The sequence below is a fragment of the Desulfotomaculum copahuensis genome, assembly GCF_001655685.1.
Classification (GTDB): domain Bacteria; phylum Bacillota; class Desulfotomaculia; order Desulfotomaculales; family Desulfovirgulaceae; genus Desulfotomaculum_G; species Desulfotomaculum_G copahuensis.
This window is the reverse complement of sequence record NZ_LYVF01000002.1, coordinates 100,406-113,016: the sequence shown is the minus strand read 5'-3', so window position 1 is coordinate 113,016 and position 12,611 is coordinate 100,406. Positions and strand designations below refer to the sequence as shown.

14 protein-coding genes are annotated in these 12,611 nt (G+C 58.3%); 6 read left to right on the top strand and 8 right to left on the bottom strand.

All coding sequences use genetic code 11. The features are described from left to right. Position 1: 1 nt before the first annotated feature. Positions 2–364, top strand: a complete 363-nt coding sequence (locus A6M21_RS00480) for a DUF488 domain-containing protein (RefSeq protein WP_066665979.1) — start codon at positions 2–4, stop codon at positions 362–364. Positions 365–401: 37 nt separating this feature from the next. On the opposite strand, the gene A6M21_RS00475 is transcribed toward A6M21_RS00480, so the two are convergent. Further along, positions 402–1,022, bottom strand: a complete 621-nt coding sequence (locus tag A6M21_RS00475; protein ID WP_066665865.1) for a GerMN domain-containing protein — start codon at positions 1,020–1,022, stop codon at positions 402–404. 225 nt (positions 1,023–1,247) lie between these two features. On the opposite strand from A6M21_RS00475, the gene mntA reads away from it, so the two are divergent. Together mntA and A6M21_RS00465 are read left to right on the top strand one after the other, a co-directional pair. Further along, entirely contained in the window at positions 1,248–1,688 is a 441-nt protein-coding gene (gene mntA / locus A6M21_RS00470; protein ID WP_066665864.1) for a type VII toxin-antitoxin system MntA family adenylyltransferase antitoxin, read from the top strand. A 271-nt stretch (positions 1,689–1,959) separates the two neighbouring features. Further along, positions 1,960–3,444 (top strand): copper amine oxidase N-terminal domain-containing protein, encoded by a 1,485-nt coding sequence (locus A6M21_RS00465; protein WP_066665862.1) that lies wholly within the window; start codon positions 1,960–1,962, stop codon positions 3,442–3,444. A gap of 130 nt (positions 3,445–3,574) precedes the next feature. Here the strand turns inward: A6M21_RS00465 and A6M21_RS00460 are convergent, their stop codons facing one another. Both A6M21_RS00460 and A6M21_RS17660 read right to left on the bottom strand, forming a co-directional pair. After that, a complete protein-coding gene (locus A6M21_RS00460) occupies positions 3,575–4,177 on the bottom strand; it encodes a UbiD family decarboxylase (protein WP_066665861.1) in 603 nt (200 codons plus the stop codon). Then, the gene (locus A6M21_RS17660; RefSeq protein WP_078060273.1) at positions 4,170–4,394 is read right to left on the bottom strand and encodes a hypothetical protein; all 225 of its coding nucleotides are present in this window, start codon (positions 4,392–4,394) and stop codon (positions 4,170–4,172) included. The genes A6M21_RS00460 and A6M21_RS17660 overlap by 8 nt, the downstream gene beginning before the upstream one ends. A 217-nt stretch (positions 4,395–4,611) precedes the next feature. Here A6M21_RS17660 and A6M21_RS00455 point away from each other — a divergent pair, with 217 nt between their 5' ends. After that, a complete protein-coding gene (locus A6M21_RS00455; protein WP_066665857.1) occupies positions 4,612–4,818 on the top strand; it encodes an enoyl-CoA hydratase-related protein in 207 nt (68 codons plus the stop codon). 125 nt (positions 4,819–4,943) lie between these two features. Here A6M21_RS00455 and A6M21_RS00450 read toward each other — a convergent pair whose 3' ends face one another. The 4 genes from A6M21_RS00450 to A6M21_RS00435 all read right to left on the bottom strand — a co-directional run bounded on the left by A6M21_RS00450 (position 4,944) and on the right by A6M21_RS00435 (position 9,752). Beyond that, on the bottom strand, positions 4,944–6,191 hold the full coding sequence (locus tag A6M21_RS00450; protein WP_066665855.1) for an NAD(P)/FAD-dependent oxidoreductase: 1,248 nt from the start codon (positions 6,189–6,191) through the stop codon (positions 4,944–4,946). Between the two features lie 135 nt (positions 6,192–6,326). After that, entirely contained in the window at positions 6,327–6,800 is a 474-nt protein-coding gene (locus tag A6M21_RS00445; RefSeq protein WP_066665852.1) for a 4Fe-4S dicluster domain-containing protein, read from the bottom strand. Positions 6,801–7,090: 290 nt separating this feature from the next. Beyond that, entirely contained in the window at positions 7,091–8,956 is a 1,866-nt protein-coding gene (gene cooS / locus A6M21_RS00440; protein ID WP_066665850.1) for an anaerobic carbon-monoxide dehydrogenase catalytic subunit, read from the bottom strand. Positions 8,957–9,257: 301 nt separating this feature from the next. Continuing rightward, the gene (locus A6M21_RS00435) at positions 9,258–9,752 is read right to left on the bottom strand and encodes an Rrf2 family transcriptional regulator (protein WP_078060272.1); all 495 of its coding nucleotides are present in this window, start codon (positions 9,750–9,752) and stop codon (positions 9,258–9,260) included. Positions 9,753–9,910: 158 nt separating this feature from the next. Here A6M21_RS00435 and A6M21_RS00430 point away from each other — a divergent pair, with 158 nt between their 5' ends. Next, positions 9,911–10,264 carry a hypothetical protein gene (locus tag A6M21_RS00430; protein WP_066665846.1) on the top strand — a complete coding sequence of 118 codons (354 nt, stop codon included), beginning with the start codon at positions 9,911–9,913 and terminating at the stop codon, positions 10,262–10,264. A gap of 9 nt (positions 10,265–10,273) precedes the next feature. Next, the gene (locus A6M21_RS00425) at positions 10,274–11,200 is read left to right on the top strand and encodes an AEC family transporter (protein WP_066665845.1); all 927 of its coding nucleotides are present in this window, start codon (positions 10,274–10,276) and stop codon (positions 11,198–11,200) included. Positions 11,201–11,429: 229 nt separating this feature from the next. Here the strand turns inward: A6M21_RS00425 and A6M21_RS00420 are convergent, their stop codons facing one another. Further along, the gene (locus A6M21_RS00420; protein WP_078060271.1) at positions 11,430–12,608 is read right to left on the bottom strand and encodes an iron-containing alcohol dehydrogenase; all 1,179 of its coding nucleotides are present in this window, start codon (positions 12,606–12,608) and stop codon (positions 11,430–11,432) included. Positions 12,609–12,611 lie beyond the last annotated feature (3 nt).

The window sequence follows — 12,611 nt, the reverse complement described above, 5'->3', positions numbered from 1 at the left end:
GATGATCAAATTAAAGCGCATTTACGAGCCTCCCGGGGAAGCGGACGGGCGCCGGATTCTGGTGGAGCGGCTCTGGCCCCGGGGGTTGAGCAAGGAAAGGGCGGCCGTCGGCCTGTGGCTGAAAGACGTGGCCCCCAGTCCCGGATTGCGCCGCTGGTTCGGCCACGAGCCGGACCGCTGGCCGGAATTCAAAGCGCGCTACCGGGCGGAACTGGCGGCAAAGGAGGAGTTGGTGGCGGAATTGGCGCAGCTGGCCGGGGAGGGCACCGTCACCTTCCTTTTTGCCGCCCGGGATGAGAAGCGCAACAGCGCGGTGGTCTTGAAGGAATACATCGAAGAACGCCTTGCCGCCGGAGGCCGGTGATTACCCGCGGCCCCGGCTGGATAAGACCGGGCGGGGATTAATGCCCGCTTTCCCGGATCATGCAGTTGTCCCGCTCCAGGGGCATACTGATGTCCATGTGTCCGGTCAGCGTTTCCAGCCGTTTTCCATCCACCAGGATTTGTACCCGCCGTACGCTGGGGAACCGGGTCAAGGTGTCCACGATGGAATAGACGGTAAGCAACTCTTCCGTCGAACCACCCCCGTGTCTGGTTTTCAACTCCCGGCTGAAATCAACCGTGGCCAGGCCGTCTTTTATATTGATGTTCCTGAGAGTTGTGCCCGGCGGGATGGTGGGATTAAGTCCGCTCCCGGGAGCCGGACCCCGGCAGAGTTCCTGCATGGCGGCCCGGGCGACGGCCGGTGCGCCGGTTGTTTCCTTCTTCACCGGCACCAGGTAGCCCTGATCTTCGCCGAAATAAAGGGTTACCGGAACGGTTTTCCGGTGAATCCCGGTTTCTTTTCCCGGGACGGAGCCGCTGTCGACCTTGATTCCGGCAGTCGTTTGCTGTGCTGCGGCTATTCCCAGGCCGGGCAGGGGGTTTCCTTCCCGGACCGGGGACAGGCATCCGGATAAAAACAAACCCAGGACCGGTATCACCAGGTAGCGCGATAACTGCCGCATTTTGCCGGCAGGCATAGTATCACACCCTTTCATGTTACCATTATGTACCACCTGTTTTGTTTTTATTCCCACCTTCGGCCAGTGGCGCGCAAGAGTTTTTTTCCGCGGGATCCACTTGCTCTGCTGGAATAAAATGCAAACCGCTTCTTGCAACATGGTTCGCTATTCGTTATATTATTTAGTAACAATCCAATGTACGGAATGATATATAGACCGCTTGGAACGGCGGGTGATGTTGTTATGGCGGGGGTATCCGCACTTTATAGACCGGAGTTTCATAAATTCTGCAACAGGCATGGTATTTCCCTGGCCGTTCTTTTTGGCTCCCAGGCCACCGGCCGGGCGACCAAGGGAAGCGATATCGATCTGGCTTTCTGGCTTGAGCAGGCGGATTTGCCGCCGGATGCACCGGCAACCGCACGCGCCAGAAGGCGGTTGCTGCGGGATTTAATCAATCACCTGGAAACCGGAAAGGTCGATTTGGTTATTCTCAACCGTGCTTTCTCATTGCTCAAATTTCAGGTGGCCAGAAACGGCAGGCCGGTTTATCAAAAAACCCCCGGCCTCTTTGCCGCTTTTTGTTCCCGTGCTTTACGCGAGCATAATGACGCCCGGGTTTTTTACCGGGCGACTGAAGAATACCTAAAAAAAATAATCGAAAGAAGGGAGCCTGGTGGTTGATCCCTTTGTGGTTGAGCGTAAGCTGCAAATAGGGCAAGGGGTTCCGGTTGCGCGCATCCGGGTATGACGAAATTTTTAGAAACCGGCAAAAAGTGCCTGTCATGATGATTTGGCGGCGGAATTGATCAAATCCGCCGGTTTTTTTTGTTGCCGGGAACCAAACGGTATTTCCAATCGTCTAATTTAACAAAGGGGGTGGTGTGTCTGAAATGAAACTTTGCGCACGGGCAGATTAACTTGCCGGGATGAAAAACCGAGGAGGTAAAGTTATTTGAAAACGGGGCGCTTTTCCTTGCTGATGTGTTTGATTGTTTTGCTCGGCGTTTTTTCAGTGCCGGCCTTCGCCTTACCTGCAGGAACCTCCGTTAATGTTGACGGACAGGCGCTGAAGCTTGCCGTGCCGCCGGTCATGCATGACGATCGAGTGCTGGTGCCCGTCCGGGATACCGGTGAGGCGCTGCAAGCCCGGGTTGACTGGGACAACGCCGCCCAAACGGTTGAAGTGGCCGGCCGTGGCGCTGTGATTACACTAAAATTGGGCGACCGGAATGCCGGTGTAAACGGTTTGCCGGTCAAACTGGACGTGCCGGCCATGATGGTGCAAAACCGGGTCATGGTACCGCTGGGGTTCATCGCCCGGACTTTCGGCGCCAAAGTGGTCTGGGACGGGCAAACGCAGACTGTGCACATTTTTACTGTGCCAACCGGAGAAACCGTAACGGGCAAGGTTTACGGCCGGGTGCAGGTGCCGCTGATACTCCCGGCCGCAGTTGAACATGACTTTCAAGACAAAATAGATAAAGTTACGGCTACTGCCGGCTACTGGGACTTGAACGCCGGAAAAGTCACCCTTGACAGCACTCCCTTGTTCAACCTGCAAACGGACTACAGCGCCCTTTACCGTACAATTTGGGACGGTGGCGAAAGGATTTGTTTCAGCCATGAACCAAAGGAAAACTTGACCGTTACCGGCGTACACCCGGGATACAAGGTAAGTACATTTAGTTGGACGGGATATACCATGCCAATCGTTTATTGTCCTTCCGGCAGTCAAACGGCCATGACCGTCCGGTTTGAACGGGATGAAGCCGGACAGGGAGCAGGACGCGAAACCGGTAAAATTGTGGTGGAAATACACCGGGGCGCTCAGGTGACGGAAAAGGTATTGACCCCGCCGCTGCCCGGCAACGCCTCCGGGCCTTATCCCGTGTTCGTCTACGGCAGTCCGGATGATTTCAGCGTCCTGGCGGATTGTGAAAGTTTTTCCGGCGCAGAGGACAAAGGCAGCTTACTTTTGGTCGAGGTAAAAGGGGACGATGTGCGCTGGAAAACAGTGGCGGGCGAACATGGCAGCTTTATTGCCGGCGCCGGGGCCACAGTGGTCAAATGCGGGGAGCGTATATTCATTGATGATCGGGTGCTCGATTTGACCAGGGATCCCTTAAAATTGGAAAAATACCAGCCCATAGACAGCCTGATGAACACCGTAAAGGATAAGTTTACCTATCTTCCGCAACCATTGAGACCGGTACTGCATGATTACCGCGATGTACTGCTGGTCTCGGCCACCGGCGCGGATGAAATGTGGGTCTGGGCGGTGCAGGGGGATCAATGTGTGGGTGAGCTGTATTTTGATCAGAAAAGCCACCGGTTGATGGTTTACCATGAAGGGAAATTAACAGATCAACAAACATTACCCGCATCTGTTTTTGCCTATCCCATATTGCCGGAATACGGGTGTGGCAGTTGGCATTAGAAAGCGGGAACCAGGCCGTTCCTTCCAGTTGAGCGCGAACTTCAGGGGAACGGCCTTATAAAGGCCGTTCCCCTGAAACGGTAGCAGCACTGTGCAGCGCATCGTGGAATCCGGCAGGACGATGATTCGATCAGCTTTCGCCCGGGTTGAAGCGGTCAACGTCAAGATATATTTTGCTGTGTTTAATAACTTTTTTTAAAATATCTTCAACCTGTTCTTTATAAGCGGCATTTTGAAGGTAGTTCATGTCAATTTCCCGGGCATGAAGGGCGAGTAACTTTGCCGCCCACTGAGCATCAGCCGGACTGTTCCAAAATTTAGCTGCTGCCAGACGGTCAATGATCAGATCCTCGATACCGATTATGAAAGCCTCCATGCCGTTAATTTCTACAATAGAAAGTTTGTCCGGCGATCCGGCTAAAGTCCCGTCAGGTATTTCCAGGGCCAGATCAAGTTCTTCATGATACCAGTGCCGTTCGCCGGGGCGACGTAAAAAACCCATTGTGGCAAGAACAGTTTTAGCCTGCTCTCTTCCATTGATAACAAGGTCCATATCTTTTGTTGCGTATCCGCCCAAAGTATAAAATTCCAGAGCCCGGCCACCCACCAAGATAGGCTTGACGCCCACGGGCTTTAGGGCTTCGGTTAGAACGGCCAGTACTCCCAGGGATTTTTTTAGAGAGTCTTTTTCCTGTATTAAAGTAAGAATTATATTTTTAAATTTCTCATTCATACCAGCGATACCTCCGGGGGCCTACCTTTTCCAGGCGGCCGCTGGCCAATGCCTGTTGCCAGCGCTTCCGGTCCAGTAAAAACAAAGCTATGTCTTCTTCAGGATCGCGTGGTTTACGGGATCGCACGGCCTTTGTTTGCGCCGCCCAACGAGTATAAACATGCAATGACTTTTTTCGCAAATGCTCGATGTAGTTATCGTAATTTATAATACGCATCTACTCTCATCCTCTGGAAACGTATTTATAATCCCGGATATATCGATAAGCACAGTGTATCGATAAAAGATTTTAACTTCGAATATAAATTATCAGGGGTATTATAGATCTTTTAGAAAAAAGAATCAAGAAGAATATCGGTAAGTTGGAAATTCGTAACCTGTACTGGTACATACATCATTGCCTCAAGCCCGGGATTGCCAGTTGTTCCTCTTAATTGAACGCACGGAACGTGCTCAAGGTGACGGGGGAAGGTGTTACCGTCCCGACTCTGAGCAGTCCGGAGGCTTTCAACGCCCTGGATGATGCCATGGACCGCGAACTGGTGGACACCCTGGAGTATTGCGGCGGGGATCTTGACACAAAGGTAGTGATCATCACCGCGCGGGACGGGCCTTCTGTTCCGGCGGTGAGCTCAAGATGATGCGGGATGTTTTGCCGGATCAGCCGGCGCTTGTTTTGCGTCAAAAAAAGACCGCTCCAGTCAAGAGCGGGGATATAGGAAGGGGCAGGGTTACAATATATTGGTTTCGTCCGCTGTCTGAGCGGTCAATATGAGAAATTGCCGTTCGCTTCCTCCCGGAAAAAGGGGGCGTAATTGATGTCCAGGGAGTCTTCCGGAAGGCGGGAGACGTCCACCTGCCGGCCGGTCAGGGCGCCGAACACCCCGGCCCCGGCGATGTCGCCCAGCAAGATGGCTCCGTAGAGGCGGCTGCCCCGGCGGATTACCTTACGGTAGCCGCCGGGCCATTGGACCGCATCCACCCGGCAGTCCGCAGCCGGCGCTTCCGGCCGGCCGTAGGTGATCGCAGGCAGGTGGAAAAGAGTGAGCGCGTTTTGGTAGGCGAAGGTGCCCGGCAGTTTCGCCTCCATACCGGCCATGTTCATGCCGGCCACCCGGCCCTGGGCCACCGCCGCCGGCCAGATCGGGGTGGGGGAGATTTCCCCGGTGAAGGTTTCCCGGGAGACGCAGACGTCCCCGGCGGCGTAGATGTCCGGCAATGATGTGCGCATGTGCCGGTCTACCACAATACCCCGGTTTGTTTCTATTCCGGTATCTTCCAGGAAATCAATGTTCGGGCGCACTCCGGCGGCCACCAGGATCACATCGCAGGGCACGGTGCTACCGTCATTGAGCACCAGTGTCCGCACCCGTCCGTCCGCCAGTTCGACCCGCGCCGCGGCCCGGCCGGTGATCACTTGCACACCGCGTTCCCGGAACAGCTTTGCATAAAGCGCGGCGGCGGTTTCATCCAGCTGCAGGGGCAGAAGCCGCGGGGCCAGTTCAACCACTGTCACCTGCGCTCCCCGGGCGAGCAGCGCCTCAGCGGCTTCCAGGCCCACCAGACCGCCGCCCAGTACGGCCACCCGGGTGCCCGGACCGGCCGCCTCCCGGATGGCCAGGGCGTCTTCCAGGTGGCGTAAGGTGAAGACCGGTTTTCCCGCCGCCAGGTTTTCCACCGGCGGCAGGGCGGGCGAGGCCCCGGTGGCCACCAGCAGCCGGTCGTATGTTAAAGCCCGGCCGTCCTGCAGGTGCACTTTCTTTTCTGCCGGGTCTACTTTCACGGCCGTCCGGCCGGGCAGGAAGTTGATCTGCAAGCGTTCGAAAAAATCGTCATCAATAAAATTGATCTGTTCCGGCGTCTTTTCCCCGCAGATCAACCGCGGCAAGAGGCAGCGGGAGTAAATCTGCCGGTCGGCGGCCGCCATAGTGATTTCCCCGCCGGGATCGCGGCGCCGGATGGCCCGGGCGGCGCTCACGGCGGCGGCGCTGGCGCCCAGTATGACGTAACGCATCGTTTCACTCCTTCCAGTTCATTCATATCATGTTCCGTACCTTGGCAGTTTGCCCGGCTCCGGGCCGGGGCTCGCGCTCCAATTCCGCCGGCAATCCGGGTTTTATGCCGGAAGTCCGTATATGCCGGCCGGGAGCTAATCAATCGTTATTTCCTTGACCCCTCCCGCCGGGTCTGTTTCCACCAGGGAAAGGGCGCCGGTGGGGCAGGACTCTACGCAGGCAGGATTGTCCCTTTCCCCGCAGAAGTCGCATTTAATTGATTTTTGTTCCCGGGCGGATGGCCAGACCAGACCGAAGGGGCAGGCCATTACGCACATCCAGCACCCCACGCAGCGCTCATTCCGGTGTTCGACCAGGCCGGTGGCTTCGTTGCGTACCATCGCCCCGGCCGGGCAGGCGTCCACGCAGGCCGGTTCCGGGCAATGCCGGCAGGTCAGGGGCAGGGGGACCCCCTTTGGCCCGGCCAATACCGTGTTTCGCGGCTGGTTTCCTGCATCGCCCAGGTCTATGGTCCAAAGGGAACTTCCCGCGCAATGTTCCACCAGGCAGGAGAGTTCGCAGGTTTTGCACCCGGCACATAATTCGGGGCGGATGAAAATCCTTTTCATGGTTGATAGTCACCTCTTTGGCAGTTATGAAATGGTGACCGGTATCCGGTGTCCTTTTAGGCCTCATTTGGTTAAGAGCAGGTATGATGTATACGGTTTTGATTTTGTTGCAAGCAACTGAAAACCGGTCTGGATAAGCTCCCCGGAGCCATCAGCGGCAGGGCCCGGTACTCCCCGCAGGAAAATTGTGCACCGTAAAGAAGCCGCTGGTGGGGACACCGGGTAAAATTACCGGAAGAGTGGGGCAGGAACGGCTGAAAAGCATGCCCTTCCCGGTCGTTCGGTCCGGGTTAAATCCCCAGCGCCGCCCTTCTCTGCATGATCACCGCTTCCAGTTGCTCCGCCGCCGGTACGATCTCTCCCTCCACAATCACCCGGCCGCCGGTGAGCTTCTCCATGTCCTCCGTGAGCACCCGGGTGACCAGCTTGCTGCCAGTGATGAAGGGAGGCAGGGCCAGGTGCAGGGGCAGTCCCAGGGCCAGGCCGAAAGCGCCGTCGGCCAGCGCCTGTTCCTCCAGCCATTGGGGCGCCGACAGCACCAGGGGCAGTTGGGGCAGATCCACCTGCAGCGCCGCCGCGATGCCGGCGGCCACCATTTCCAGCCGGCCGATGCCCAGGCAGGGGCCGAAGTTGAGCACCGGCGGGATGTTCAGTTCCCGGCATACCTGGCGCAGCTTTTCCCCGGCCCAGCCGGCTGCTTCCGGGGACATGAAGCCCAGGTTTTCCAGGCCGCCGCTGGTGCAGCCGGCGGAGAGCACCAGGATGTCCCGGGCAATCAGTTCCCGGGTCAGTCCGGCGGTGAAAACGTCGTGGCCGCCGGCCGTCAGGTTGGAGCAGCCCACAATGGCAGCCAGGCCTTTTACCCGGCCGGAAGCGATCAGTTCGATCAGCGGTTTATAGTTGCCGCCCAAAAAGGCACGCAGGTTTCTTTCACTTAAACCGGCCAGGGAGTTCTCATATCCGTGTTCCGGTACGTTTATGCCGATCCGGCCGCGGCGCTGCCGGTAGCTTTCCACAGCCGCTTCAACCACCCGGCGGGCGGTTTCTTCGCCGGCGCCCGGATCGAAGGGCAGGTAACCCGCGTTTTGTTTTTTGGCCACGTCGTCCAGACAGATCTGGGCCACCATGTATTGGCGGCAGACTTCCTCAATGCCCGGCAGGGTGCAGTTGAACTCGCTCAACACCAGGTCGACGCCGCCGGTGGCCAGAAGCGCCTCACTGGTGAAGTTGTTCCCGGCATGACCGGCAAAAACACCGTTTTGGTCGCCGCGGGACTGCAGATCCTGGCCGACGCAGGTGCAGCCGATGATTTTAAAGCCCCTGGCGCCCGCCTGCCGGGCCAGATCAATAGCCCGGGGGGCGGCCAGCCCTTCCTGCACCGGACCGATTAAGGCATGCTGGTGGCCGGTGACCATAATGTTGATGTAGTCCGGGTCAACCACGCTGAAACCCACCGGGCCGGCGGCAATTTTTGGTTCGCCGAGCAAAACGTCATTTAACAAATTGGTCAGTTCGAGACCGTAAATGCCGGTGGCGATGCCCAGGCGCAGGGCGTGTAACATCATATCCACCGGATCGCTGGACTGGTTGGTGCTGGTTTTGACCAGGGCGTCGAAGACTTCGGACTTGGCGCCGCCCGGTATGATGCCCAGTTCCCGCCAGCGGGCCAGACGGGGGGCGTAGGCCAGCTTTTCCGTCAGAGCCATTTGCTTTTGCCGCGGCCGGTACAGGTCATCCATAACCTGCCCGGCCAGGTGGCCGGCCCGCTCACGCGCGTCGCTTCCGGGCAGGTCCAGCGCGCCGGCCAGTTCGGCCAGCACTGCCGCCCCCTGGATCTCTTTTCCGGATGCAGCCGCCGCCTGCAGGCTGCCGGCCGCGTTTTCCACCACATGCAGGTAGCAGGCCGCACCGGCGGCCACCGCACGCAGGAAATTGCGCGCCACCATGGTGTCGGCGTCTGCGCCGCATACCCCGCGGGGTGATTTGGGGGTAACCCGGCAGGGGCCGTTGGAGCACAGGCGACAGCAAACCCCCTGCAGGCCGAAGCCGCACTTGGGCTGCTGGGTGGACAGACGGTGAAAGGCTGTTTCCACGTCATCTTTGGAGACAATAAAACGGGACAGGATCTCATCGGCGGAAGGACAGACTTTTTTCATCAGGGCACCTCCAATTGAATACTAATTTAGTACACTATTAAGGCTTTGATAAGCCCGCCCGAAGGCGGACTTTTTGGCAGATGCCGGTCACCGGGGAAAAGCAAAAGGCAATCACGTACCAGCGGTTTCAATGTTCGAAGCGGCCGGCCGTGATAGCGGCGCTTTAGCACCGATGATCAACCGGTTGAAGCGGCCGGAGGCAGGTGGCAGATATGGCGTAACACTTCTGTTTCGTGCCGTTTGCCGGTTCCGGCGGGATGTCCGGGTCCGGTCCGGTGGCTTCAACTTTGACGGCAGTCATTCATGCGTTGACCGGTTCCGGTCCGGTAATAGCGCTACCGGTCGCCGGTTCCCCGGACTTAAGTTTTTCCCCGGCCGGCCGGGACGAAGTCCTGCCGGCCAGTTGGGCGAAATTGTATGACTGAAATTGTTGGATCAACGTGGTTTGGATTGCTCTCAGCGCATTGTGCACGGCACAATGGGGCGGACCCTGCCGGCTGCAAAATTCCGGATCCACCAGGCAGCGGTTGATGCGTACCGGTCCTTCCACGGCCGTCAGCACGTCCAGCAAGGTGATTTTTTCCGGGGAGCGGGCCAGGGCGTATCCGCCGCCCACGCCGCGGTGCGAATTGACAATACCGGCTTTGGTCAGCAGCCGTAAGATTTTCAATAAAAACCGGATCGGAATGCATTCCCGCCCGGCAATAACCTGGGCTTCCACCACCTCCCCCGGCGGCAACTGGGCCAGATGGAGCACCGCCCGGAAAGCGTAGTCCGTGGCCTGATTAAGCCTCATCCAGTTCTCCTCATTCCTAAAGTATACTGCTTGGGTGAACTTTCTCTGGTATCATATAACACTTTTCCCCGGCTGTCAAGGGATAAAAATTTTATTGCAGGAACAGGCTTATATTTGACGAAGCAATAAATGTACAATTAACCGGGAAGGTGAAAATAATGGATGAGTATGTGAAGAAAAAAGTGGAATGTTTCCGTCCGCAGGTGTTTGCCCTGATCGAGAGGATGACTCTGGCTGCCGGGGCAATCGCCACGTCAGATCCATTGGAGGCCGATATTATGGATACCGCGTTCAGCATCCGTTCTACGGGAACGGTTGATGCGGCCATTGAGGAGTTCGACGGGGAACAGTGGCAGGTGGCGGATTCGATGGAAGTGCTGGAAGGGGATACGGTGTGGCACCACACCTTGAAAAACGCCCAATTCCGCCTGCGCCTGGAGAACAAGTCCGAACGGGACGCGGTGGTTTCCATAAATGTCAATCTGCCCTGTGCGGTGGAAGTAGAGGATTAAACGCGAGCGATGATCGAACTGTTATCCCTGGGCCGGGAAATCGGCGTTCTTTTTATTTATGTTTTTTTCGGCTGGCTGGGGCGGCGGGCGGGGATTCTGGACGCCGGAACGGACAGGGCCGTTTCCAGCCTGGTCTTTTACTTCACCATGCCCGCCCTTACCGTCACTTCCATGAGCCTGAAAATATCCACCGGCCAGTTGTATGAAGGACTGCTCATCCTGGCCGGTTCGCTGGTGCTGGTCACCCTTTCCTACCTGTTCATTCTTCCTGTTTCCCGCCTGTTGCGCGTGGACGGCCCGGCGGAGGACTCCTTCCGGTTCGGCACCATCTTTGGCAATGTCACTTATGTCGGGTTTCCGGTCTGTTACATCCTGTTCGGCAAAATCGGCATATTTTACGCCGCCCTTTACTCCCTGGGACACAACCTGCTGTTCTGGACGCTGGGAGTATGGATGATCTGCCGGCGGCAGGGCGGCGGGTTCAGGTGGCGGGAAGCGCTGAATATCAATGTGATCTCCATTGTGACCGGTTTTTTGCTGGCCCTGGGGCACGTGCAGCTGCCGCGGCTGCTCTTCGAGCCGCTCAACGGACTGGGTGAGGCCACCATTCCCCTGGCCCTGCTCTTAATTGGTTCCATGCTGGCCGAAAAAGACTTTAAATCGCTGCTGACCAGTAAACTGGTTTACCAGTCCACTGTGATCAAACTGCTGATGCTGCCCGCCCTGACCCTGGCCCTGCTGCACTTGGCACCATTCTTTTCCCCCACCGGGAAAACGGTGTTGTTGCTGGAAATGGCCATGCCGGCGGCCGCCCTGGCGCCCACCGTGGCGCGTAAATACAACGCCGGCTATGGTTTTCTGTCCCGGGTGGTGGTGTTCACCACCCTGCTCAGCCTGTTCACCCTGCCGGTGTTTGCCTGGTTGGCGCGGTATTAGGCGGCGAACAGAGCTGGTTGTATTGCTTCACGCCTGGCAAGGGGCGGCGGTGGGGCGCCGGGCGGCACGGCGGTGCCGGGGACAATATCTCCTCCGGACAACAGCGCGAGGCGGCGTCCCGGTCCGGTTACCCGGCAAATGATTGCCTCTTCCCCTCACCGGGGTGATTTTGCCTGTCGTATGTTTCTTAACAAAAGCAGCTTACGCTCCCCGGGAGGCCGGCTTTCCCTTAATCTCCGGCAATGGTTTTCAGCATGGCCTCGATTTCCGCGCGGCCGATCGGTTTGGGGTTGGTGACGATGGTGGCGTCCCCTTCGGCCAGTTCAGCCAGCGCGGGGATTGCGGAGGCCGGGATGTTTACCGCGGACAGGGTGGCGGGTAGTCCGCACAATTCGCGCATGGCCCGCATTTCCGCGATTCCCGCTTCTCCGGCCGTCTTTGAGTCCAACCCGCAGGTGTTTACGCCCAGGCATTCCGCTATGGTCCGGTACCTTTCCGGACAGGCGTCCAGGTTGTAGGCGCATACGGCCGGCAGGACCAGGGCGTTGGCCGCCCCGTGCGGGACCCCGTACAGGCCGCCGGTGGCGTGGGCGACGGCGTGGGCGGCGCCCAGCAGGGCCACGTTGAAAGACATGGCCGCCATGGTGGCCGCCACCTGCATGCCGTAGCGGGCTTCCGGGTCCTTCCCGCCGTTGGCGACGGCCCGCACCAGGTAGCGTTTGACGTAGCGTATCGACTCCAGGGCCAGAGCGTCGGTAAAGGGGTTGTGGTTGACTGAGACATAAGCCTCCACGGCGTGGGAAAGTACGTCGAAACCGGTGGCGGCGGTAAGTGCCGGCGGCATGCCTGCCGTCAGGGAAGGGACGAGAAGGGCCAGGCGGGGGGCCAGATGGGGGCTGGCAAAGGTGATTTTGGCCTGCTGGCCGCTGTCCCGGATCACCGCACCCAGGGAAACCTCGCTGCCCGTTCCGGCGGTGGTGGGAATGGCCGCCAGCGGCAGCTTCATCGGCCGGGAAATGTTGAAAGCTCCCTGGTGGTCCAGCAGTTGACCGCCCAGGGTATAGACCAGGTTCATGCCCTTGGCGGTATCAATGTTGCTGCCGCCGCCGATGGCCAGCAGGCCGTCGGCGCCGCAGGCGGCGATCCGCCGGGCGCCTTCTTCCACCAGGGCGATGTCCGAGTTGGGGCGGCAGCGATCAAAGATTTCCGCCACCTGTATGTTTTTCCCTTCCAGGTGCCGCAGCACGCCTTCCACAATGCCCGCTTCCTTTAAGCGGGTGTCGGTAACCACGAACAGCCGGGTTATGCCCAGGGCCGTCAGTTCGTCCCCCAGGCTTTCCAGCACGTCATTGCCGCCGATGATGCGGGTAAAAAGGTTGAATTCCAAAAAATTCGGAAACGGAAACATGCT

Bases quoted from the DNA above. Each gene is read 5' to 3' on its own strand.
- A6M21_RS00445 (WP_066665852.1), bottom strand. From the start codon at position 6,800: ATGAAAAGGATTTTCATCCGCCCCGAATTATGTGCCGGGTGCAAAACC.
- A6M21_RS00435 (WP_078060272.1), bottom strand. From the start codon at position 9,752: ATGAGGCTTAATCAGGCCACGGACTACGCTTTCCGGGCGGTGCTCCAT.
- A6M21_RS00480 (WP_066665979.1), top strand. From the start codon at position 2: ATGATCAAATTAAAGCGCATTTACGAGCCTCCCGGGGAAGCGGACGGG.
- A6M21_RS00460 (WP_066665861.1), bottom strand. From the start codon at position 4,177: ATGAATGAGAAATTTAAAAATATAATTCTTACTTTAATACAGGAAAAA.
- mntA (WP_066665864.1), top strand. From the start codon at position 1,248: ATGGCGGGGGTATCCGCACTTTATAGACCGGAGTTTCATAAATTCTGC.
- A6M21_RS00430 (WP_066665846.1), top strand. From the start codon at position 9,911: ATGGATGAGTATGTGAAGAAAAAAGTGGAATGTTTCCGTCCGCAGGTG.
- cooS (WP_066665850.1), bottom strand. From the start codon at position 8,956: ATGAAAAAAGTCTGTCCTTCCGCCGATGAGATCCTGTCCCGTTTTATT.
- A6M21_RS17660 (WP_078060273.1), bottom strand. From the start codon at position 4,394: ATGCGTATTATAAATTACGATAACTACATCGAGCATTTGCGAAAAAAG.
- A6M21_RS00475 (WP_066665865.1), bottom strand. From the start codon at position 1,022: ATGCCTGCCGGCAAAATGCGGCAGTTATCGCGCTACCTGGTGATACCG.
- A6M21_RS00425 (WP_066665845.1), top strand. From the start codon at position 10,274: ATGATCGAACTGTTATCCCTGGGCCGGGAAATCGGCGTTCTTTTTATT.
- A6M21_RS00420 (WP_078060271.1), bottom strand. From the start codon at position 12,608: ATGTTTCCGTTTCCGAATTTTTTGGAATTCAACCTTTTTACCCGCATC.
- A6M21_RS00450 (WP_066665855.1), bottom strand. From the start codon at position 6,191: ATGCGTTACGTCATACTGGGCGCCAGCGCCGCCGCCGTGAGCGCCGCC.